Genomic DNA, 20,573 nt, shown 5'->3' on the forward strand with positions numbered 1-20,573 from the left:
TCGATCGTGAACGTGAACGGCGGCGCCATCGCCATCGGTCATCCCATCGGCGCCTCGGGTGCGCGCGTGCTCGTGACACTGCTGCACGAGATGGGCCGGCGCAATGCCAAGAAGGGCCTCGCCACCCTGTGCATCGGCGGCGGCATGGGCGTCGCCATGTGCCTTGAAAGATAAAAGCTGCCTGGAACGCTGAAAGCGATCTGACCCCGAAAGTGGATTGCACTTTCGGGGTCAATCCATGCTCATCGTCCAGGTTTGCGCTGAAAACTTTCGCAGGCTCCTGAAATTCGGGAGCTTCACCCTTCCCCGCACCGTCGTTTATCCTAAGCTATGTCGTGAGGCGGTTTGAACAGAGCCGCCTCACGAAGGGATCCTCGAGAGATCCGCTAGGGAATGATCTTGGGAAGGAAACAGCATGGCGCGCGTTGCATTGGTCACCGGCGGCACCCGCGGCATCGGTGCCGCGATTTCAACGGCCTTGAAGCAAGCAGGCTACAAAGTTGCCGCCAACTATGGCGGCAATGACGAAGCCGCCAACCAGTTCAAAGCCGAGACCGGCATCCCGGTCTTCAAGTTCGACGTCTCCGATTCCTCTGCCTGCGAGACGGGCATCCGCGCCGTCGAGGCCGAACTCGGCCCCGTCGACATTCTCGTCAACAATGCGGGCATCACCCGCGACGGCATGTTCCACAGGATGAACTTCGATCAGTGGTCCGCCGTCATCCGCACCAATCTCGATTCCATGTTCACCTGCACGCGCCCGGTGATCGAGGGCATGCGCGAGCGCGGGTTTGGACGCATCATCATCATCTCCTCCATCAACGGCCAGAAGGGCCAGATGGGGCAGGCCAACTACTCGGCGGCCAAGGCCGGCGTGGTCGGCTTCGCCAAGGCGCTCGCGCAGGAGAACGCCAACAAGGGCGTCACCGTCAACGTGATCGCGCCGGGCTATATCGCCACCGAGATGGTAAAGGCGGTGCCCGAAGAGGTGCTCAAGGCGAAGATCCTGCCGCTCATCCCCGTCGGCCGCCTCGGCGAGGCGGAGGAGATCGCACGCGGCGTGCTCTTCCTCGCGGGCGACGAGGCCGGGTTCGTGACCGGCTCGACCCTGTCCATGAACGGCGGCCAGTACATGGCCTGACCGTCGGCCTGACCGTCGGCCTGACCGAACGCGCGATCCCGGACAGAATCGTCCCGGGATCGCCGCCCGCCCTGCTCCTCAGCCAGAAACCACGAGTCTCACGCATGAATCGCATCGACATGACCGGCCGGACCGTCGTGATCACGGGCGGCGCCCGCGGCATCGGCTATGCGATCGGCGAAAGGCTCGTGAAATCGGGCGCCAGAATCGCCGTCTGGGACCTGAGGCTCGAAGAGGCGCAGGCGAGCGCCGCGTCGCTCTCGAAGGAGAGCATCGGGCTCAGCGTCGACGTCGCGGACGGCCTTTCCGTCGAGCACGCAGCCCAGCAGACCCAGGCCGCCTTCGAGCGCATCGACGGGCTGGTGAACGGCGCCGGCATCACCGGCCCGGTCAAGCCGCTCGCCGATTATTCCGTCGAGGAATGGCGCAGCGTCGTCGAGGTCAACCTGACCGGGACCTTCAATTGCTGCCGCGCCATCGTGCCGATCATGCAGCAGGACGATTACGGCCGCATCGTCAACATCTCGTCGGTCGCCGGCAAGGAGGGCAATCCGAACCTCGCCGCCTACAGCGCAGCGAAAGCCGGCATCATCGGCCTCACCAAATCGCTGGGCAAGGAGTTGGCGAAGACCGGCATCGCGGTCAACTGCATCACGCCCACCACCGCCAAGACGAAGATTTTGGATACGCTCACGCCCGAATTCATCGAGTACATGCGCGTGCGCATTCCGCGAGACCGTTTCGCGGAGCTGCACGAGATCGCCGCCATGGTGGTCTGGATGCTGTCGGAGGAAAACTCCTTCACCACCGCCGCCACCTTCGACCTCAGCGGCGGACGAACGACTTATTAGAGCGACGTTGTCATAGGTTTGCATCCAACGGCAGGTTCGCGCCTCATGCGGAGGCTCAAACGAACTCGACGCCGTATTTCGCCGCGATCTCACGGAAGCTCGATGACCCGGCCCTCGCCGGGCCGCCGGTGTCCACCTGAGCGTCGACGATCTCGGTGATGAGTGCTTCGAACACCCCAGCCGGAGAGGTGATTCCTATCTGTCGCCCAGGATCGGGGCCAAGGCTCTTCAATCCATGAACGGTTCCCCCAGGAGCGAACATGGCGCCGCCCGGACCGAGGATTCGGACTTCGTTCCCGACCTGACATTCCCATCGTCCTTCGATGATGACGTGCCACTCGTCATATGGATGCCGGTGCAGGCCGGCGCCGGAGCCCGGAGGGCTGTGAGCCATGCAGACGCTGTAGTCGCCGTGGGTCGAGCCCGGATTCAGGAAGGTCAGGTCGATCGTGCCGAGCCGAACGGTTCTGCCTTCGTCAACGCCAAGGAAGCCGGATATCTGAGCCATCTCACCCTCCCGTGTCCCCGGCGATTTTACACAAAGCGCATCCCATGCGCCCGGAGCAAACGGAGAGAATTTCGTGCCAAGACTGAATTCGCTTCATCAGGAAAGTCGTGGTAGGTGGCGGCCATCATGCCGACTCGCACCGCCACTTCCATCGGCCTCATCGCCATCCTGCTCTGGTCCATGCTCGCGCTGTTCACGGCGGCGACCGGCACGATCCCGCCGTTTCAGCTCGCAGCGATGACCTTCCTCGTCGGCGGGCTCGTCGGCGTCATAAGCTGGATCATGCGGCCGCAGGGGCTCAAGGCGCTGCGCCAGAAGCCTGTCGTGTGGGCGCTCGGGATCGGCGGGTTGTTCGGCTATCACGCCCTCTATTTCGCTGCTTTGCGCTGGGCGCCGCCGGCGGAATCGGGCCTGATCAATTATCTCTGGCCGCTCCTGATCGTACTCTTCTCATCCCTCCTCCCGGGCGAGCATCTGCGGCGCGCACATATCGTCGGGGCGCTTCTCGGCTTTGCCGGCGTGATCGTGCTGATCGCCGGACGCGGCGCCTTCGACGCGCGGGCGGAGTACATGCCGGGCTATCTCTGCGCTTTCGTCGCGGCCTTCGTCTGGGCCGGCTATTCGGTGCTCTCCCGCCGCTTCGGCCAGGTGCCGACCGACGCGGTGGCGGGCTTCTGCCTCGCGACCGCGCTCCTGAGCCTCGTCTGCCATCTCGCCTTCGAGACCACATTGTGGCCCGAGACGACGACGCAATGGCTCGCCGTTCTCGGGCTCGGCCTCGGTCCCGTGGGTGCCGCCTTCTATGTCTGGGACATCGGCATGAAGCGGGGCGACATCCGCTTTCTCGGCGTCGCCTCCTACGCGACGCCGGTGCTGTCGACCCTGCTTCTCGTGGTCGCCGGCTATGCGGAGCCGACCCTGACGCTCGCGCTCGCATGCGGCCTCATCGTGGCCGGTGCACTCGTGGCGACGCTTACTCCGAAGAAGACCGCCCCGGCATGACGCGGTGGGTGTAGCGGTAGGCGATCCGGAAGCCGAAGGCCTCGTAGAGTGAACGGGCGATCTCGTTCTCCTCGCGCACCTGCAGATAGGCGGTATGCGCTCCCTGACCGTAGCCCCAGGCCATGAGGCTCGACACCACGCGGCGGCCGAGACCGATGCCTCGCAGATCCGGCGAAACGACGATGTCGTAGAGGCCGACATAACCGCGCTCGACGACGCCGAGGCCCCAGGCGACCGGGCGATCATCCAGGCTGAGCGTCGCGAAGGCCGTCTTCTGACGGATGCGGGCGACGATGCGCATCAAGGTTTCATCGTCGGCCTTGTCGCCGCCATAGGATTTCGCCGCCTCGCGCACCCAGCGCTTCGACACCTGCGGCTCCAGATCGACCTCGGGATCGATCTCGGCATGGTCGATCCCGATCGGCGCGGTGAGGACATGCGTCGGCTCGATTTCCTTGAACCCACGCTGCTTGAGGAGTTCCTCGGCGTTCGGATCCTCCACGCCGTTGAGGCGGAAGGTCGGGCGCACGTTCGCCTCGACGAAACGGGCAACCATGTAGTCGATCAGTTCGTCGTCGAGACCGACATCGGGCCGGAACGGGGTCGCCGAATTGGCACGCTTTGAATAGCCGTTCGCGAGACGCAGAACCCAGCCGTCATAGAGCTGATAATCGAACGAAGGCCACGCATTCAAAAGGCGGCTCTCGAGTCCGATGATGAGGCTGTGGTCTTTCATAAGGCTGTTCGCTCCCGGAAGGTCATGCCTCTCATCAGAACCTGTTCTTCCATTCGCGCAAGGCCTGAAACACCTCTACCGGCGTCGCACCCTCTTTTTGAACGGCTTTTGCAAGCGCCGGCTCGCCCGCACGCAGGAAGGGATTGGTCGCCTTCTCATGCCCGATGGTCGAGGGCACGAGGAAACGTCCTTCGGACTTGGCTTTTTCCGCTTCCGCTGTCCGTGCCTTCAGCGCCTCGTTGTCCGGATCGGCCGCAAGCGCGAAGCGTGCATTCGAGAGCGTGTAGTCGTGTCCGCAGAAAACGCGCGCCTCCTCCGGCAACGCCGCGAGGCGCTGGAGCGAGGCCCAGAACTCGGCGTAGGTTCCTTCGAACATCCGCCCGCAGCCGAGGGTGAAGAGCGTATCGCCGGCGAACAGGGCGCGATCAGCCGCGAACCAGTAGGAGACGTGATCGACGCAATGGCCTGGCGTCTCCCACACATGCGCCTGCAAGCTTCCCACGACCGCCGTGTCGCCCTCGCGCACATAGGCGTCGGCCGATGGCACGGACTCGCGCGCCTTCAGCGGCGCGATCACACGGCAACCAGTGCGGCGCTTCAGGGGCTCGACGGCCTGCACGTGATCGGAATGACGGTGGGTGACGAGGATGTCGGTGAGCTGCCAGCCCGTCTCCGCGAGAGCCGCGAGGATCGGCTCCTCTTCTGGCGCGTCGATGGCGGCGCAGGCGCCGGTGTTGGGATCGTGGATCAGAACACCGATATTGTCCTGAAGGCAGAGAAAGGCGTGGATCTGGGCGGACATCGGGGAACCCTGGCTTGATGTGCTTTGAGCTATCATGGAACAGTCGTCTCCCGAAACCAGACCCCGATCTCAGCTTTGCGCCTGCCGGGCCGGATCGAGAGGCATTCGCTTTGTGGCCATGAGCATCGACATCACCGATCTGCGCGGCTTCTACGCCAGTCCCCTCGGGGCGGTGACGCGCCGCTTCGTCGGGCGGGCCATCGACCGGTTCTGGGGCCCGCTCACGGGCCTGCGCGTGCTCGGCCTCGGCTATGCGCCGCCCTATCTTGCCGCCGTGAAGGGCGAAAGCGAGCGCACGCTCGCCTTCATGCCGGCGAACCAGGGCGTGGTGAACTGGCCTCGGACCGGTGCTTCGGCCTCGGCGCTGGTCGATCCCCTCATGATGCCCCTTCCCGATGCCTCCATCGACCGGGTTCTCCTGGTCCATGCCCTCGAGACCGTAGAGAGCCCAAGCGAACTCCTGCACGAGATCTGGCGCATTCTCACCCCCGGCGGCCGGATCATCCTCGTCGCCCCCAACCGCCGTGGCCTTTGGGCACGCATGGACACCACCCCCTTCGGATACGGCCAGCCCTACAGCCGCTCGCAGCTGAAAAGCCTCATGCGCCAGACCTGGTTCTCGCCGGAAGGTTGGGCCGAGACGCTCTACGTCCCGCCCTTGCGCAACCGCCTTCTGCTCCAGAGCGCGCAGGTCTGGGAGCAGATCGGCGCCGGCTTCTCCCTGCCCTTTGCAGGGCTCCACATCGTCGAGGCGACGAAGCAGCTCTACCGGCCCGGCGCCGTGCGTGCCGTGCGCCGCTCCCGCCGCTTCTCCCCGGTTTTCGTTCCCGCTCCGGCGGCTCCGGCCTCGCGGATGAGCGAACTTCCATGATTTGGCCGCGTTTTGCGGGAGTAAGGTGGGCTCAACTTGACTTCACCCCCCTGAAACGCCAGTGTCCGCCCCGCTTCGGCAGGGCCTTAGGACCTGCCGGTCTTCTTTTGCATAGAGTCCGATGCGCAGTTATCTCGATTTCGAAAAGCCCGTCGCCGAGCTTGAAGCCAAGGTCGAGGAGCTTCGCGCCCTCGGCGAGAACCGGGACGCCGTCTCCATCGCCGACGACATCTCGCGCCTGGAGGTCAAGGCCGCCGACGCGCTGAAGGAGCTCTATGCCAAGCTCACGCCCTGGCAGAAGACCCTTGTCGCGCGCCATCCGCAGCGGCCGCATTTCGTCGATTACTGCTCCGGCCTCATCACCGAGTTCACGCCGCTCGCCGGCGACCGCAAGTTCTCAGAGGACGAGGCGATCGTCGGCGGCTTCGGCCGCTTCCGCGGCCAGCCGGTCTGCGTGATGGGCCAGGAGAAGGGCTTCAACACCGAGACCCGCATCCGGCACAATTTCGGCATGGCCCGCCCCGAGGGCTATCGCAAGGCCGTGCGCCTGATGGAGATGGCGGACCGCTTCGGACTGCCGGTGATCTCCTTCGTCGATACCGCCGGCGCCTATCCGGGCATCGAGGCGGAGGAGCGCGGACAGGCCGAGGCCATCGCCCGCTCGACGGAGGCGCAGCTGGGCCTCGGCGTTCCCAACGTCTCCGTCGTGATCGGCGAAGGCGGCTCGGGCGGCGCCATCGCGATCGCCACCGCCAACAAGGTGCTGATGCTGGAACACGCGATCTACAGCGTGATCTCGCCGGAAGGCGCCGCCTCGATCCTCTGGCGCGATGCGGCTCGCGCCCAGGACGCCGCCACCAACATGAAGATCACGGCGCAGGACCTGCTGCGGCTCGGCATCATCGACGGCATCGTCACCGAGCCCGTAGGCGGTGCCCATCGGGAGCCGCAGACGGCCATCGAGGCCACCGGCAATGCCATCGAGGAGGCCCTGCACGACCTCGGCAACATGGGACCGGCGGAAATCCGCGATCACCGCGCCGACAAGTTCCTCAATATCGGACGCAAGCTTTAAGACTCAGGCCCTGTGGATTTCGGGACCTGCCCGGCCTCGTCGGCGGGTTCCGTTGCTGCGCAATCCGTGCTTTACCTCGGAAGAGATGTGCTTCCTCCGATGAAAGGCACACGAACGCTTCGCAGGCGGACTTTTTACCTTCCTTTAAGCATAACTCCATCACAGCCACGCTTGCAGTAACAGGCAGTTAAGGCTAACGATTTAAGGGTTAAAGGGGAACTGACCGGCAGAAAGCCGGGCAGATCAAAAATTGCGGGGTCCCCCATGATGAAGCGTTTCGCATTGGCCGCGAGCCTGGCGCTCGCACTCGCAGCCTGTCAGGACGACAACCTCACCCGTGGCTCGACAAGGCATCTTGCGCCGATTCCGCCTGCCACCATGGCGCTGATGTCGACCAAGGGCATGTCCAAGAACGATCCCATCCTGGTCCGGGCCTACAAGAAGGAATCGGAGCTGGAGATCTGGAAGCGCGGCTCCAACGGGAAATACGCGCTCCTCAAGACCTATCCGGTCTGCCGCTGGTCGGGGCAGCTCGGCCCCAAGACCCGCGAAGGCGACCGTCAGGTGCCCGAGGGCTTCTATTCGGTCAGCCCGGCCCAGATGAACCCGAATTCGGCCTATTACCTGTCCTTCGACACGGGCTATCCGAACGCCTACGACCGCTCCTTCGGCCGTAACGGCGGCGACATCATGGTTCACGGCGCGTGCTCGTCGCGCGGCTGTTTCGCCATGACCGACCAGAACATCTCGGAAATCTACGCCATCGCCCGCGAGGCGCTGAGCGCCGGCCAGCGCGGCTTCCAGTTCCAGTCCTATCCGTTCCGGATGACGGCCGAGAACTTGGCCAAGCACCGCCTCGACCCGAATATCGGCTTCTGGAAGAACCTGAAGGAAGGTTCCGACACCTTCGACGTCACGAAGGAAGAGCTGCGGGTGGCCGTCACCAACCACCGCTACGTCTTCAACGCGGACGAGAGCGTCGCTTCCGTCGTGGCGCAGAAGAGCGCACAAGACGAGAAGGACGTCGCCGATCTGGTCTCCAAGGGCGAGAAGCCGGTCAAGCTCGTCTACCATGACGGCGACACCCACGAATCCTTCCGCGAGGCGCTCGCCAATGTCTCGGGCGTCTCCGACACCAAGCTCGGCTTCGTAAGCCGCACCGAGGGCATTTCCTCGGGACCGCGGGTGGTCGCGCTCAACGATAGCGGCCAGGAGAAGCAGGAAGCCCCGCCGACGGCGCTCGCCTTCGCGTCCATGCGGGAAGTCCCGGTCTCGCAGCCCGCTGCTGAGCCGCGTCAGCCGGAGACCCGGGTGGCCGTGGCGCAGAAGACCGCTCCCATGGCGGCTGCCGCTGCTGCCTCCTCCACATCCGAGACACCCTTCTACAAGAAGATGTTCAGCAGCGTGACCGACCTGTTCAGCTCCTCGAGTGCCGAGCCGGTGGCCGAAACGGTCCAGGTGGCTCCCACCCCCCCCGTCAAGATGGCTCCCGCCGGCAAGGCGATACCGCAAAAGCGCGCGGACGCGCCGACGGGCGTCAGGGTGGCGACAGCCAACTGAGCACCTACCCCTCTCGAAAGAAAAAGCCCGCCTCGCCGGCGGGCTTTTTCTTTGGGTTTAGCGGAGCGGTTTCCGGCGCCCGCAAATGCGCCATGTAATGAGCTGAGCGTCGGTCCAGGGCCATCATCCGCCCGTCCCCGAGGGAGGCACCATGCATGGCCTTTCGCACCGGTTGTCCTGTGGCGTTATCGTCCTGGCCTGTATCGCAGCCGGCGGCGTCGGCGCGGCACCGGCTGTCGTCGACCTCTATGTCGGCTCCTTCTCCGGGTCGGGAACCATCCTGGAAGGGCCGGAGGCCAACTCCCATCAGGTCGGCTGCCAGTTCACGATCCTGCAGCAGGGCGCCACGGGCCTGTCGCTCCAGGGCACATGCCGGGCTTACCTCATCCTCACACGCACGGTCAGCGCCCGCCTGTCCTGGGATCCCGGTTCGGGACAGGTGACCGGCACCTATACGGGCTCGCGGGTCGGCACGGCGAAGCTCACCGGCCGGCAGCGCGGCACGGATTTCGATCTGACGATCGAATGGCCGAGACCCCTCTATGGCGACACGACGGCCCGGATGCGCGTCGCCAGCCTCGATCAGGACCGCTTCCGGATCGTCGTCACGGACCGCATCGGCGCCAACGGACCCGTCCGGGCCACCACCGACCTGACACTCCTTCGGCAATGAGGGAAAGCAAAAAGCCCGGCACCAAGGCCGGGCTTTCATTCGTTCGCAATGCAGGACCGATCACCCGAACAGGGCGTCGATCGCGTCCTGGGAGGTGCGCGTCGGATCGTCGTCGAGCGCCGGCCCGTTCAGGAGAGCCTCATCCCCTTCCCGCTCCGGCATCTTGAAGGCCTCCACGTCGTTGAAGCTCTCCAGGCCGCCCCAGATCTGTGCCATCTGGGTCACGCGCTCCTCGATGAACTTCATCGCGTTCACGACCTTGCCGATGCGCTGGCCGGTAATGTCCTGGAAATTGCAGGCCTCGAAGATCGTGATGACCCGGTCGGAGATCTGCCGGGCCAGCTCGGCATCCTCGCCCGCCAGCCGCGCAGTGAGCTTGCCGGTCATGTCGTCGATCTCCTCGGCTGCCGCCAGGATGCTGTTGGTGGCGGCCTCCGTGCCGCAGACCACGGCACCGAGCTCATCCGTGACGCTGGTCACCTGTCCGCCGGGCGTGCGGGAATGCAGGGTCGCGATCTCGCGCTTCGTGCGTTGGATCGACTCGGCGATGGCGTCGAGTTCCTCCTTGAGCCGAAGCGCCTCGCGCAGGTCGGTCCGGATCTGGTCTAGGAGAGCTTTCGACGCCCCGCTATTCGGCTCGAGCGCCGCATGGATCGCAGCCATGCCGCGCATGACCTCGGCATGGCGCCGGGCCGCGATGCTCTCGCGCGACTGAGCGAGAAGATCGAGGCTCAATGGATCGAAAGACACAGGGGGTGGGAGACGCATCGCGACTACTCACCCAGAACGGCGGCGATCTTCGAGCGCAGGGTTTCCGCGTTGAACGGCTTGACGATGTAGTTGTTCACGCCGGCCTGCTTGGCGGCGACCACGTTCTCGGTCTTGGCTTCCGCGGTGATCATGATGAAGGGCAGCGCGTTCAGCTCCGCATCGGCACGCACCTTCTGCAGCAGCTCGAAACCGGTCATCGGCGCCATGTTCCAGTCGGAAATCACGAGCCCGTACTGCTTGTCCTTCAGCTTGCCGAGCGCCTCCGTGCCGTCCTTGGCCTCGTCCACATCGGTGAAGCCGATCTGCTTGAGGAGGTTGCGGATAATTCGCAGCATGGTCTGGTAATCGTCAACGATAAGAACGGGAAGCGACGTATTCAATGCCATAATATTTCAGCCTGTGGAGTGAACGGGAGAGGCCCGAAAATGCGGGATCTCTCCTTTGGAGAAAGCTTGTGAGCGCACTCTAGTGTCTGATGCTTGCCCGATGCTTGCTTCGTCCAAGCGTCGCACAGCAAAAGTCCGGCACGGCGGCCGGGCTTTTCTCGGAGAATAATCCTGAAGCGCTTAAATCTAGTGCCGCAGCCCCGGCGCTTCCTGGCCGGTGCGCGCCACGTATTCGGTGTAGCCGCCGCCATATTGATGGATACCGTCCGGCGTGAGCTCGAGGACGCGGTTCGAGAGAGCCGCCAGGAAATGGCGGTCGTGCGAGACGAAGAGCATGGTGCCCTCGTATTTCGACAGCGCGTCGATCAGCATCTCCTTGGTCGCCATGTCGAGATGGTTCGTCGGCTCGTCGAGCACCAGCAGGTTCGGCGGGTCGTAGAGCATCTTCGCCATCACGAGACGCGCCTTCTCGCCGCCCGAGAGCACACGGCATTTCTTCTCGGCATCATCGCCCGAAAATCCGAAACAGCCGGCAAGCGTGCGCAGCGAACCCTGCCCCGCCTGAGGGAAGGAATCCTCCAGGAACTCGAACACCGTGCGGTCGCCTTCCAGCACTTCCATGGCATGCTGGGCGAAATAGCCCATCTTCACGCTCGCCCCGATCGCGACCGCTCCCTCGTCGGGCGCGGTAGAGCCTGCGACCAGCTTCAGGAGCGTCGATTTGCCGGCGCCGTTGACGCCCATCACGCACCAGCGCTCCTTGCGGCGCACCGAGAAGTCGAGCCCCTCATAGATGCTGCGGCTGCCGTAGCGCTTGTGCACGTTCTTCAGGCTGATCACATCGTCGCCCGAGCGCGGCGCGGGCAGGAAGTCGAAAGCCACACTCTGGCGCCGCTTCGGCGGCTCGACGCGGTCGATCTTCTCCAGCTTCTTGACGCGGCTCTGCACCTGGGCTGCATGCGAGGCGCGGGCCTTGAAGCGTTCGATGAACTTGATCTCCTTGGCGAGCATCGCCTGCTGGCGCTCGTATTGCGCCTGCTGCTGCTGCTCGCTCAACGCGCGCTGCTGCTCGTAGAATTCGTAATCGCCGGAATAGGTGGTGAGCGACCCGCCGTCGATCTCCATGATCTTGTTGACGATGCGATTCATGAAGGCGCGGTCGTGCGAGGTCATGAGCAGCGCGCCGTCATAGCCCTTCAGGAACTCCTCAAGCCAGATCAGGCTTTCGAGATCGAGATGGTTGCTTGGCTCGTCGAGCAGCATCGCATCCGGGCGCATGAGCAGGATCCGGCCCAAGGCCACGCGCATCTTCCATCCGCCGGACAGGCCACCCACGTCGCCGTCCATCATTTCCTGGCTGAAGCCGAGGCCCGCGAGAACCTCGCGCGCACGGCCATCGAGGGAATAGCCGTCGAGTTCCTCGTAGCGCGCCTGGACCTCGCCGTAGCGCTCGATGATCGCCTCGAGATCGTCCGCCTTGTCCGGATCCACCATCGCCGCTTCGAGCTCGCGCAGCTCGGCCGCCACCGCGCTCACGGGGCCGGCGCCTTCCATCACCTCGGCGACGGCGCTCCGGCCTGCCATCTCGCCGACATCCTGGCTGAAATAGCCGATGGTGACGCCGCGATCGACGGAAACCTGCCCCTCGTCCGGGACCTCGTCCTTGGTGATCATGCGGAACAGCGTGGTCTTTCCGGCGCCGTTCGGTCCCACCAGGCCGATCTTCTCCCCCTTCTGAAGGGTGCCGGAGGCTTCGATGAAGAGGATCCGGTGGCTGTTCTGCTTGCTGACGTTCTCGATGCGAATCATGGGAGTTCAAGGTCTGAAGGGATTTTGCGCGGCCTTATGGCATGGGATTTCCTCGAGGACGAGGGTCTCGGATCGGGCAAATTGTCGGGGGTCGGCGCGACTTCCGCTCAAGCGACAGGAATGTTTCCCCGTTCGCGTTTCGGAAAATTGCCGGAACCTCCGGCCTGACCGGCGATTAGCCCTGTTCGTGTCCTTATCCGTAGCGTCAGCAGAGTTTCCTCCCCGTGCCCCTGTCCAATGCGCAAGATTATCCCGTCTGGATCAATGCCGGGATCTTTCTCGCCGCGGCGGTGCTCGTGTGGATCGCCGGCACCCGGCTGACCCATGCCCTCGACGCGATCACGCGCAAAACCGGCTGGGGGCAGGCCTTCGTGGGCATGCTGCTTCTCGGCGGCATCACCTCCCTGCCCGAGATCGCCAACGCGATCACCTCGTCCTGGACCGGTAATCCGGCACTGGCCGTCAACAACCTGCTCGGCAGCGCCTCCATCAACATCCTGCTGCTTGCCGTCGCCGATGCCTTCATCGGCCGCGATGCCGTGACCTCCGCCGTCGCCCGCCCGTCGACGCTGATGATGGCAACCCTATGCATGCTGGTGCTCATCACCGTCGCCGCGGCCATCACCGTCACGGATACGCTCGTCATGGGCGTCGGCATCTGGTCCATCGCCATCTTCGGCCTCAGCATCGGCGCGTTTGGCCTGTCCGTGGGCTATAACGACCGCGCTCCATGGGTCGTCAAGGATGCCGAGCCGGAGACGGAGGACGAGGTCGAAGAGGAAAAGGTCACCGCGTCGATGCGATCCCTGGTGATCACGAGCGCGATCACCGGCGCCATCATCTTCATTGCAGGCTACGCGCTGGCCCAGACGGGCGATGCCCTCGCCGAGCAGACCGGGATCGGCCAGGGCATGGTAGGCTTTGCCCTGATCGGCCTCTCGACCTCCATGCCGGAGCTGAGCTCGATCATCGCCGCTCTCAGGCTCAAGCGCTACGAGATGGCCTTCGGCCAGGTGCTCGGCACGAATTTCGTCAACCTCTCGCTGATCCTGCTCGCCGACGGCGTCTTTTCCGGCGGACCGGTCATCAACGAACTGTCCCGCTTCGAAAGCGTCTCGGCCCTGCTCGGCGCCGTGCTGATCGGCGTGTTCCTGATCGGGCTTCTCGAGCGGCGAAACCCAACCGTGATGAAGATGGGCTGGGACTCGCTTGCCGTGATGATCCTCTTCGCGGGCGGCCTCGCCGTGCTCTACGCGGTCGAGTGAAGGCGGCGCTCGGCGAACCGACCGGCACCAAATTTGCAGGTCTCTTGTTCCATCGATGCAGTACCCATTGTTTAGCCGGATGTTGTAAGGCAGACCGACCAGTGCAATCCGCGTGAGGTCAGGGTCGACAGAGATGAGTTCCAGGGGCTGGGCGGCCTTCCGCCATCGCGATTTCCGGCTGTTCTGCGCCGCCCGCTTCGCGATGGCGCTCGCAACGCAGATCCAGACGGTCGCCGTCGCCTGGCTCGTCTACGACACCAGTGGAAGCGCCTTGAACCTCGGTCTCGTCGGGTTGGCTTCCTTCCTGCCAAGCATCGCCCTCGTGCTGGTGACCGGCCTCGTGGCGGATCGATACAGCCGGCGCTGGGTCCTGATGATCGTCTTCGCCGCCATGATGCTGACCTCGCTCGGCCTTCTCGCGCAGGTCTCCGCAGGCGTGCCGAAGCTCTGGCCGATCTACGTCCTCGTGGCGACGTTCGGCGCCGCCCGCGCCTTCGGCAATCCCGCGGCACAGGCGACCGTCCCCGCCCTGGTGCCCGAGGGGGATCTCGCGAACGCCATCGCCTGGAATTCCTCGGTCATGCAGATGGCAACCATCAGCGGCCCGGCGGTCGGCGGCATTCTCTATGCGGTCGATCCGACCGCGCCGTTCATCGGCTCGGCCATCTGCTTCGGCCTGTCGGCTCTGGTCATCGCGGCTTTGCGCCTGCGCCCTGCGGCCGCGAAGCGGGAACCCGTCACCTGGTCCCGCCTCGTCGCCGGCCTCGTCTTCCTGCGGACGAAGCCGATCCTGCTCGGCGCGATCTCGCTCGATCTCTTCGCCGTCCTCCTCGGCGGCGCGACCGCCCTCATGCCGATCTTCGCCCGCGACGTCTTCCATGTCGGGCCCTGGGGCCTCGGCCTCCTGCGGTCGATGCCGGCCGTGGGCGCCCTGACCATGGCGATCGTGCTCGCCCATTCATCCCTGCTCTCCCGACGCGCGGGCCTGCGCATGCTGCAGGCTGTCGCAATCTTCGGCCTCGCGACGATCGGCTTCGGATTGTCGACCAATTTCACGCTGACACTGGTGCTGCTCGCGATCCTCGGCGCCGCGGACATGGTGAGCGTGGTGGTGCGCCAGACCCTCGTCCAGGCGGAGACGCCGGATGAACTGCGCGGGCGTGTGGCTGCCGTGAACACGGTGTTCATCGGAGCCTCGAACGAACTCGGCGAATTCGAATCGGGAACGCTCGCATGGCTGGTGGGCCCTTCCGCCGCCGTCGTGATCGGCGGCGTCGGCACCTTCATGCTGGCCATATGCTGGCGCTCCTGGTTCCCCGATCTCGCTCACCGGGATTCGCTCATCAGGCGCGAAGCGACCGCTCTGGCGAAGGCAACGCCGTAAGCGGAGCGGCTGCGCGACGGAAGCGTGGCCGGAAGGTGCCGAATAAGCGCTTCTAACCCTCATTTTCCATGGTTCTGCGCGAAGGAAGGGACCATTCTGCGCGAACGGGGGGAAGGGAGGATGGTCATCATGAAAAAGACCGTCGTTGCTGCACTGGGCATCCTGATCGCCGGTGGTGTCGGCGTTCTAGCCCAGTCGGGCGATCCGATCGGCCAGCGCCAGAATCTGATGAAGAACAATCAGGAGCAGATGAGAACCCTGACCGGCATGTCTCGTGGGCAGGTTCCGTTCAATGCCGCAACCGCCCAGGCCGCCTTCCAGCGGCTCGAGCAGAACGGCCGGCAAATTCCCACCTTGTTCCCCGCCGGCTCGACCCAGGGCAAGACGGCAGCTCTTCCCGCCATCTGGGAGCGCAAGGCCGATTTCGACGCGCATGCGGCGAAACTCGAACAGGATGCGAAGGCGGTGCAGGCCGGAATTACGGATCAGGCGAGCCTTCAGGCCGCGATCCAGCGGGTCGGGTCCGCTTGCGGCAGTTGCCACGACGCCTATCGCAGGAAGGAAAGCTGAGACCATCCAGGGCGGGGGGTACAGGCCCATCGATGGAAGGGGATCGCAATGCGCTATCCCAAGGCTTCTTGGCTGCTTTGCCTTGCCGGAGTCGGGCTGCTGCCGTTCGTCTCCGCCTGGTATCGCGCGCCCGTCGACGTCGACCTCGCGCTCGTCATCGCGGTCGACGTCTCCACCTCCATGGATCCTGACGAGCAGGACCTTCAGCGGCAGGGCTATGTGGAAGCCTTCCGCTCGCCGATGGTCTATGGCGCCATCCGGGAGGGCATGACGGGCCGCATCGCCGTCACCTATGTGGAATGGGCCGGCGCGCATCCGCGCTTCCAGAACGTGGTCGTGCCCTGGACCGTTCTGGAGAGCCCGAAGGACATCATTACCTTCGCCGACCGTCTCTCTCAGGCACCGATCTATCGCAAATCCGGCACGTCCATCGCCGAGGCCATCGATTTCAGCCTGGACCTCCTTGCCGCCGACAACCTTCTCGCCTCGCGGCGCGTGATCGACATTTCGGGAGACGGCGCGAACAACCAGGGCGCCCTGGTCACCGAGGCCCGCGACAGGGCGGTCTCACGCGGCGTCACCATCAACGGCCTTCCGATCATGATCCGGCAGCCCGACCAGGGCGAGAACCTCGCGCTCGATGCCTATTACCGAGATTGTGTGATCGGAGGCTCGAACGCCTTCATGATCCCGGTGCGCGAGCGCCGGCAGTTCCTCACCGAGACCCGCCTCAAGATCGTCCGCGAAATCGCGGACACGAAAGTTCCGTATGCGCAACGGCAACCCGCAGGAATGAGGCCGGCGGCGGATTGCGATACCAGCGAGAGCCTCTGGGACGACCCCGGATCCGATCCTCATCTCCCGAGGCGCAGCGCAGGCCAGGAATTGTAGTGGCAGGGCCCGCTTCACTGGTTCGCTGCAGCAAAAAGCCCGGCCTAGGACCGGGCTTTTTCTTCAACGGTTCTGCTTGGCCGCCGTCAGGCGACGTACTGGCCGTGGCAATGCTTGAACTTCTTGCCGGAGCCGCAGGGGCAGAGCTCGTTGCGGCTGACGCGGCCCCAGGTCGAGGGGTCGTTCGGGTCGCGGGACGAGCCCTGTTCCGTCGCGGCGGCAGCAGCGAAGCCGAGCGCCGGAGCTGCGCCGAAGGCATTGCCCCGGGCGAGATCGAACTCGTTCTCGCCGGTGGCCGGATCGAGATGCTGGGCGAACATGGGCGGCAGCTGCTGCGGCTCGGGCTGCTGGAACACGACCTGGATCCGCATGAGCTGACCCGTCACCTGCTCGCGCAGATGGCCGATCATCGTGTTGAAGAGCTCGAAGGCCTCGGACTTGTATTCGTTGAGCGGATCGCGCTGCGCCAGACCGCGCCAGCCGATGACCTGACGCAGGTGGTCGAGGGTCACGAGATGCTCGCGCCAGAGGTGATCGAGGCTCTGCAGCAGGACCTGCTTCTCGACGTAGTTCATGACCTCGGCCGAGTTCGCCTCGACACGCTGGGCATAGCCTTCGTCGGCCGCCTTGGTGATGCGCTCGCGGATCTCGTCGTCGGCAATGCCCTCCTCCTTCGCCCATTCCTCGATTGGCAGATCGAGATTGAGGAAGTTGACGACGTTCTCCTTCAGGCCCGCCACATCCCATTGCTCGGCATAGGCGTTCTCGGGAATGGCGCGGGAGACGATGTCGTCGATCACGCCGTGGCGCATGTCGTCGATGGTGTCGCGCACGCTCTCTTCCGCCATGAACTCCTTGCGCTGCTCGAAGACGACCTTGCGCTGGTCGTTCATGACGTTGTCGTATTTCAGGATGTTCTTGCGGATGTCGAAGTTGCGCGCCTCGACCTTCGCCTGCGCCCGCTCGATGGCCTTGTTGATCCACGGATGGATGATGGCCTCGCCTTCCTTCAGGCCGAGCTTCTGCAGCATGCCGTCCATGCGGTCGGAGCCGAAGATGCGCATCAGGTCGTCCTGGAGCGACAGGTAGAACTTGGAGCGGCCCGGATCGCCCTGGCGGCCCGAGCGGCCGCGCAGCTGGTTGTCGATTCGGCGGGATTCATGGCGCTCGGTGCCGAGCACGTAGAGGCCGCCGGCGGCGAGCGCCTTCTCCTTGAAGGAAGCGACCTCGTCGAGGATCGCCTTCTCCTTGGCCACGCGCTCCTCGCCCTCGATGCCGGTGAGCTCGCGCTCGATGCGCATCTTGGCGTTACCGCCGAGCTGGATGTCGGTGCCGCGGCCGGCCATGTTGGTGGCGATCGTGATCGCGCCCGGCACGCCGGCCTGGGCGACGATGAAGGCCTCCTGCTCGTGGAAGCGGGCGTTCAGTACCGCGAAATGCTTGGTGCCGCGGCCTGCGCGAGCATCGCGATAGAGCGGCTCGAGAGCCTGCGGGTTCTCGAAATCGATGAGGGTATAGCCCTCCTTGACCAGCATATCGGCCAAGTGCTCCGACTTCTCGATGGAGGTGGTGCCGACCAGGATCGGCTGACCCTTGGCGGAGGCCGCCTCGATGTCCCGGATGACAGCCTGGTAGCGTTCATCCATGGTCCGGTAGACCTCGTCGTCCTCGTCGAGACGGGAGACGGGGCGGTTGGTCGGGATCTCGACCACTTCGAGGTTGTAGATCTCCAGGAACTCGTCGGCTTCGGTCGCCGCCGTGCCGGTCATGCCGCTGAGCTTGCCGTAGAGGCGGAAGTAATTCTGGAAGGTGATGGAGGCGAGCGTCTGGTTCTCGGGCTGGACCTGGACGTGTTCCTTGGCCTCGAGCGCCTGGTGCAGGCCTTCCGAATAGCGGCGGCCCTGCATCATGCGGCCGGTGAACTCGTCGATGATCACCACCTCGCCGTTGCGGACGATGTAGTCCTTGTCGCGCTGGAACAGGGTGTGGGCGCGCAGCGCCTGGTTCATGTGGTGAACGAGGGTCGCGTTCTGGGCGTCGTAGAGGTCGCCTTCCTTCAGGAGGCCCTCGGCGCGCAGGAGCTGCTCGATCTTTTCGGTGCCGTCCTCGGTAAGCGCCACGGAGCGCTGCTTCTCGTCGAGCTCGTAATCGCTCTTGTCGAGGCGCGGGAGGACCTTGTCGATGGCGTTGTAGAGGTCCGAGCGGTCGTCGAGGGGACCGGAGATGATGAGCGGCGTGCGGGCCTCGTCGACGAGGATCGAGTCGACCTCGTCCACGATGGCGAAGTTGTGGCCCCTCTGGACCATCTGCGCCATCTCGTACTTCATGTTGTCGCGAAGATAGTCGAAGCCGTATTCGTTGTTGGTGCCGTAGGTGATATCGGCCTTATAGGCCGCGGCACGCTCCTCGTCGTCGAGCCCGTGGACGATGATGCCTACGGTCAGGCCCAGGAAGCGGTAGATCTGGCCCATCCATTCGGCGTCGCGGCGGGCAAGATAGTCGTTCACCGTCACCACGTGGACGCCCTTGCCGGCGAGCGCGTTGAGGTAGACCGGCAGGGTCGCCACCAGGGTCTTGCCTTCACCGGTGCGCATCTCGGCGATGGATCCCTCGTGGAGGACCATGCCGCCGATGAGCTGCACGTCGAAATGGCGCTGGCCGAGCGTCCGCTTGGCGGCCTCGCGGACGGTGGCGAAGGCCGGCACCAGGATGTCGTCCAGGGTCTTGCCGGCGGCGAGCTGGGCCTTGAAGTCCTCCGTGCGGGCGCGGAGCTGCTCGTCGGACAGGGCCTCCAGCTCGGCCTCCATCGCGTTGATGGCCGCTACCTTCGGCCGATAGGACTTCAGCCGGCGATCATTGACCGAGCCGAAGATTTTCTTCGCGAGAGAACCGAACATCGGGAGCCTTCGAAAATTCCATGAAGAGACAAAGGGGGCGTTTGCGCCGCCTTATAGACCTAATTATGCCAGAGTGCATCTTAAAGGCTGTGCCGGAGTGGCGCAGCCTCAAGTGTCTCCCGAGGGGTCGTTCAAGACCCTGCGAGCGGCGATGCTGTGACATAAATATGCCATCACTTGCAAACGTAAACACATTCAGCCATCTCATCGTCGCTGTCCGTGGGCGATTACGCTCACCAGAGGAAACCCCATGTCTCGCTCACATAACGTTCGGAAGAGCCTCCTGACCCTCGGCGTCGCCCTGCCTCTCATGGCCGGAGCGGCCCTCGCCCAGACGCCGCCCGCCCCGACCCCTCCGGTTCCGGCGACCTCGCCCGCGGCGGTTCCGGCCGTCGACCCTGCCAAGGTGGTCGCCCGCGTCAACGGCACCGATATTACGGAGGGCGATCTCGCCATCGCGGCCGAGGACCCGGCCCTGCAGATGCCGAACGTGCCCGACGAGCAGAAGCGGGAGCTGCTGACCGGCTACCTGATCGACCTGAAGCTCGGCGCCAAGGCGGCCGAGACGGCGAAGGTGGGCAGCGGCGCCGAATTCGCCCGCAAGATCGCCTATAACCGGGACAAGACCCTGCTCGACGCGTATCTCGACCAGGAGGCCAAGAAGGCCGTGACCCCCGAGGCCGCCCGCAAGCTCTATGAAGAGACCGTCAAGAGCGTGCCGGCCGAGCAGGAGGTGCGCGCCCGTCACATCCTCGTCGAGAACGAGGACGACGCCAAGAAGATCGCAGTTCGGGTGAAGGGCGGCGAGGACTTCGCCAAGGTGGCCGGTGAGGTCTCGAAGGACCCCGGCTCCAAGACCGACGGCGGCGATCTCGGCTTCTTCACCAAGGACCGCATGGTCGAGCCCTTCGCCGAGGCCGCCTTCAAGCTCGAGCCCGGCCAGATCTCGGACCCGGTGAAGAGCCAGTTCGGCTGGCACGTGATCAAGGTCGAGGAGAAGCGCAACAAGCCGGCCCCGACCTTCGAGGAGACCAAGGACCAGGTCGAGACCTACCTCGCCCGCAAGGCGCAGCAGGACCTGATCATGGGCCTGCGCAAGAACGCCAAGGTCGAGCGCCTGGACGACAAGGGCAACCTCGTCGAGCAGAAGCAGCAGTAAGCCTTTTCAGAACTCACGACGTTCAAGGGCGGCCTTTAAGGTCGCCCTTTTCGTTTCGAGTGTCATTCCCGGCCGGAGCGCCCCGGAGGGGAAAGGAATCCATAGTGCCGGCGCGCTCATGAGTGGATCCCCTTCCCGGCCTGCGGCCGCCGGGGATGACATTGCCTTCGATGACAGTGCCGCTTTTGATCCAGCCCAATCCGGCTCGGATCAATGGCACCG

19 protein-coding genes and 1 pseudogene are annotated in these 20,573 nt (G+C 64.6%); 13 read left to right on the top strand and 7 right to left on the bottom strand.

From position 1 onward, the window contains the following. The 3 genes and pseudogenes from JKL46_RS05615 to JKL46_RS05625 all read left to right on the top strand — a co-directional run. Positions 1-174: pseudogene (locus tag JKL46_RS05615) on the top strand (acetyl-CoA C-acetyltransferase); the annotation flags it as partial. A gap of 241 nt (positions 175-415) precedes the next feature. Then, a complete protein-coding gene (phbB, locus tag JKL46_RS05620; RefSeq protein ID WP_201830657.1) occupies positions 416-1,141 on the top strand; it encodes an acetoacetyl-CoA reductase in 726 nt (241 codons plus the stop codon). Positions 1,142-1,245: 104 nt separating this feature from the next. Then, the gene (locus JKL46_RS05625) at positions 1,246-1,992 is read left to right on the top strand and encodes an SDR family NAD(P)-dependent oxidoreductase (protein WP_201830659.1); all 747 of its coding nucleotides are present in this window, start codon (positions 1,246-1,248) and stop codon (positions 1,990-1,992) included. Between the two features lie 55 nt (positions 1,993-2,047). On the opposite strand, the gene JKL46_RS05630 is transcribed toward JKL46_RS05625, so the two are convergent. Next, on the bottom strand, positions 2,048-2,500 hold the full coding sequence (locus JKL46_RS05630; RefSeq protein WP_201830662.1) for a cupin domain-containing protein: 453 nt from the start codon (positions 2,498-2,500) through the stop codon (positions 2,048-2,050). A gap of 126 nt (positions 2,501-2,626) precedes the next feature. On the opposite strand from JKL46_RS05630, the gene yddG reads away from it, so the two are divergent. After that, entirely contained in the window at positions 2,627-3,502 is an 876-nt protein-coding gene (yddG, locus tag JKL46_RS05635; protein WP_201830664.1) for an aromatic amino acid exporter YddG, read from the top strand. On the opposite strand, the gene JKL46_RS05640 is transcribed toward yddG, so the two are convergent. Together JKL46_RS05640 and gloB are read right to left on the bottom strand one after the other, a co-directional pair. Further along, positions 3,474-4,238, bottom strand: a complete 765-nt coding sequence (locus tag JKL46_RS05640) for a GNAT family N-acetyltransferase (RefSeq protein ID WP_201830666.1) — start codon at positions 4,236-4,238, stop codon at positions 3,474-3,476. The genes yddG and JKL46_RS05640 overlap by 29 nt on opposite strands. A 34-nt stretch (positions 4,239-4,272) precedes the next feature. Next, a complete protein-coding gene (gene gloB / locus JKL46_RS05645; RefSeq protein WP_201830669.1) occupies positions 4,273-5,040 on the bottom strand; it encodes a hydroxyacylglutathione hydrolase in 768 nt (255 codons plus the stop codon). Positions 5,041-5,158: 118 nt separating this feature from the next. Between gloB and JKL46_RS05650 the strand changes: the two genes are divergently transcribed. From JKL46_RS05650 to JKL46_RS05665, 4 genes are all read left to right on the top strand, one after another. Beyond that, the gene (locus JKL46_RS05650; protein WP_201830671.1) at positions 5,159-5,911 is read left to right on the top strand and encodes a class I SAM-dependent methyltransferase; all 753 of its coding nucleotides are present in this window, start codon (positions 5,159-5,161) and stop codon (positions 5,909-5,911) included. Positions 5,912-6,032: 121 nt separating this feature from the next. Next, on the top strand, positions 6,033-6,986 hold the full coding sequence (locus JKL46_RS05655) for an acetyl-CoA carboxylase carboxyltransferase subunit alpha (RefSeq protein ID WP_201830673.1): 954 nt from the start codon (positions 6,033-6,035) through the stop codon (positions 6,984-6,986). A gap of 264 nt (positions 6,987-7,250) precedes the next feature. Next, complete coding sequence (locus JKL46_RS05660) at positions 7,251-8,546, top strand: L,D-transpeptidase family protein (RefSeq protein WP_201830675.1); 1,296 nt, start codon at positions 7,251-7,253, stop codon at positions 8,544-8,546. A gap of 151 nt (positions 8,547-8,697) precedes the next feature. After that, positions 8,698-9,219, top strand: coding sequence for a hypothetical protein (locus tag JKL46_RS05665; protein WP_201830676.1), 522 nt, complete (start codon positions 8,698-8,700; stop codon positions 9,217-9,219). A gap of 60 nt (positions 9,220-9,279) precedes the next feature. On the opposite strand, the gene JKL46_RS05670 is transcribed toward JKL46_RS05665, so the two are convergent. The 3 genes from JKL46_RS05670 to JKL46_RS05680 form a co-directional block, all read right to left on the bottom strand. Then, positions 9,280-9,987 (bottom strand): protein phosphatase CheZ, encoded by a 708-nt coding sequence (locus tag JKL46_RS05670; RefSeq protein ID WP_201830677.1) that lies wholly within the window; start codon positions 9,985-9,987, stop codon positions 9,280-9,282. A 5-nt stretch (positions 9,988-9,992) separates the two neighbouring features. After that, complete coding sequence (locus JKL46_RS05675) at positions 9,993-10,376, bottom strand: response regulator (RefSeq protein WP_201830678.1); 384 nt, start codon at positions 10,374-10,376, stop codon at positions 9,993-9,995. Between the two features lie 186 nt (positions 10,377-10,562). Further along, entirely contained in the window at positions 10,563-12,185 is a 1,623-nt protein-coding gene (locus JKL46_RS05680) for an ABC-F family ATP-binding cassette domain-containing protein (RefSeq protein WP_201830679.1), read from the bottom strand. 224 nt (positions 12,186-12,409) lie between these two features. Between JKL46_RS05680 and JKL46_RS05685 the strand changes: the two genes are divergently transcribed. The 4 genes from JKL46_RS05685 (at position 12,410) to JKL46_RS05700 (ending at position 16,295) form a co-directional block, all read left to right on the top strand. Further along, positions 12,410-13,450 carry a sodium:calcium antiporter gene (locus JKL46_RS05685; protein ID WP_201830680.1) on the top strand — a complete coding sequence of 347 codons (1,041 nt, stop codon included), beginning with the start codon at positions 12,410-12,412 and terminating at the stop codon, positions 13,448-13,450. Positions 13,451-13,583: 133 nt separating this feature from the next. Continuing rightward, positions 13,584-14,834: an MFS transporter gene (locus tag JKL46_RS05690; RefSeq protein WP_201830681.1), complete on the top strand. Its 1,251-nt coding sequence runs from the start codon at positions 13,584-13,586 to the stop codon at positions 14,832-14,834. A gap of 129 nt (positions 14,835-14,963) precedes the next feature. Further along, complete coding sequence (locus JKL46_RS05695) at positions 14,964-15,404, top strand: c-type cytochrome (protein WP_201830683.1); 441 nt, start codon at positions 14,964-14,966, stop codon at positions 15,402-15,404. A gap of 48 nt (positions 15,405-15,452) precedes the next feature. Then, positions 15,453-16,295, top strand: a complete 843-nt coding sequence (locus tag JKL46_RS05700) for a DUF1194 domain-containing protein (RefSeq protein WP_201830685.1) — start codon at positions 15,453-15,455, stop codon at positions 16,293-16,295. 86 nt (positions 16,296-16,381) lie between these two features. Here JKL46_RS05700 and secA read toward each other — a convergent pair whose 3' ends face one another. Continuing rightward, positions 16,382-19,192, bottom strand: coding sequence for a preprotein translocase subunit SecA (gene secA, locus JKL46_RS05705; protein WP_201830692.1), 2,811 nt, complete (start codon positions 19,190-19,192; stop codon positions 16,382-16,384). A 250-nt stretch (positions 19,193-19,442) separates the two neighbouring features. Here secA and JKL46_RS05710 point away from each other — a divergent pair, with 250 nt between their 5' ends. Next, a complete protein-coding gene (locus JKL46_RS05710) occupies positions 19,443-20,351 on the top strand; it encodes a peptidylprolyl isomerase (RefSeq protein ID WP_201830694.1) in 909 nt (302 codons plus the stop codon). The last annotated feature ends 222 nt before the right edge of the window (positions 20,352-20,573 follow it).

This window comes from Microvirga zambiensis WSM3693 (assembly GCF_016735695.1).
Classification (GTDB): Bacteria; Pseudomonadota; Alphaproteobacteria; order Rhizobiales; family Beijerinckiaceae; genus Microvirga; species Microvirga zambiensis.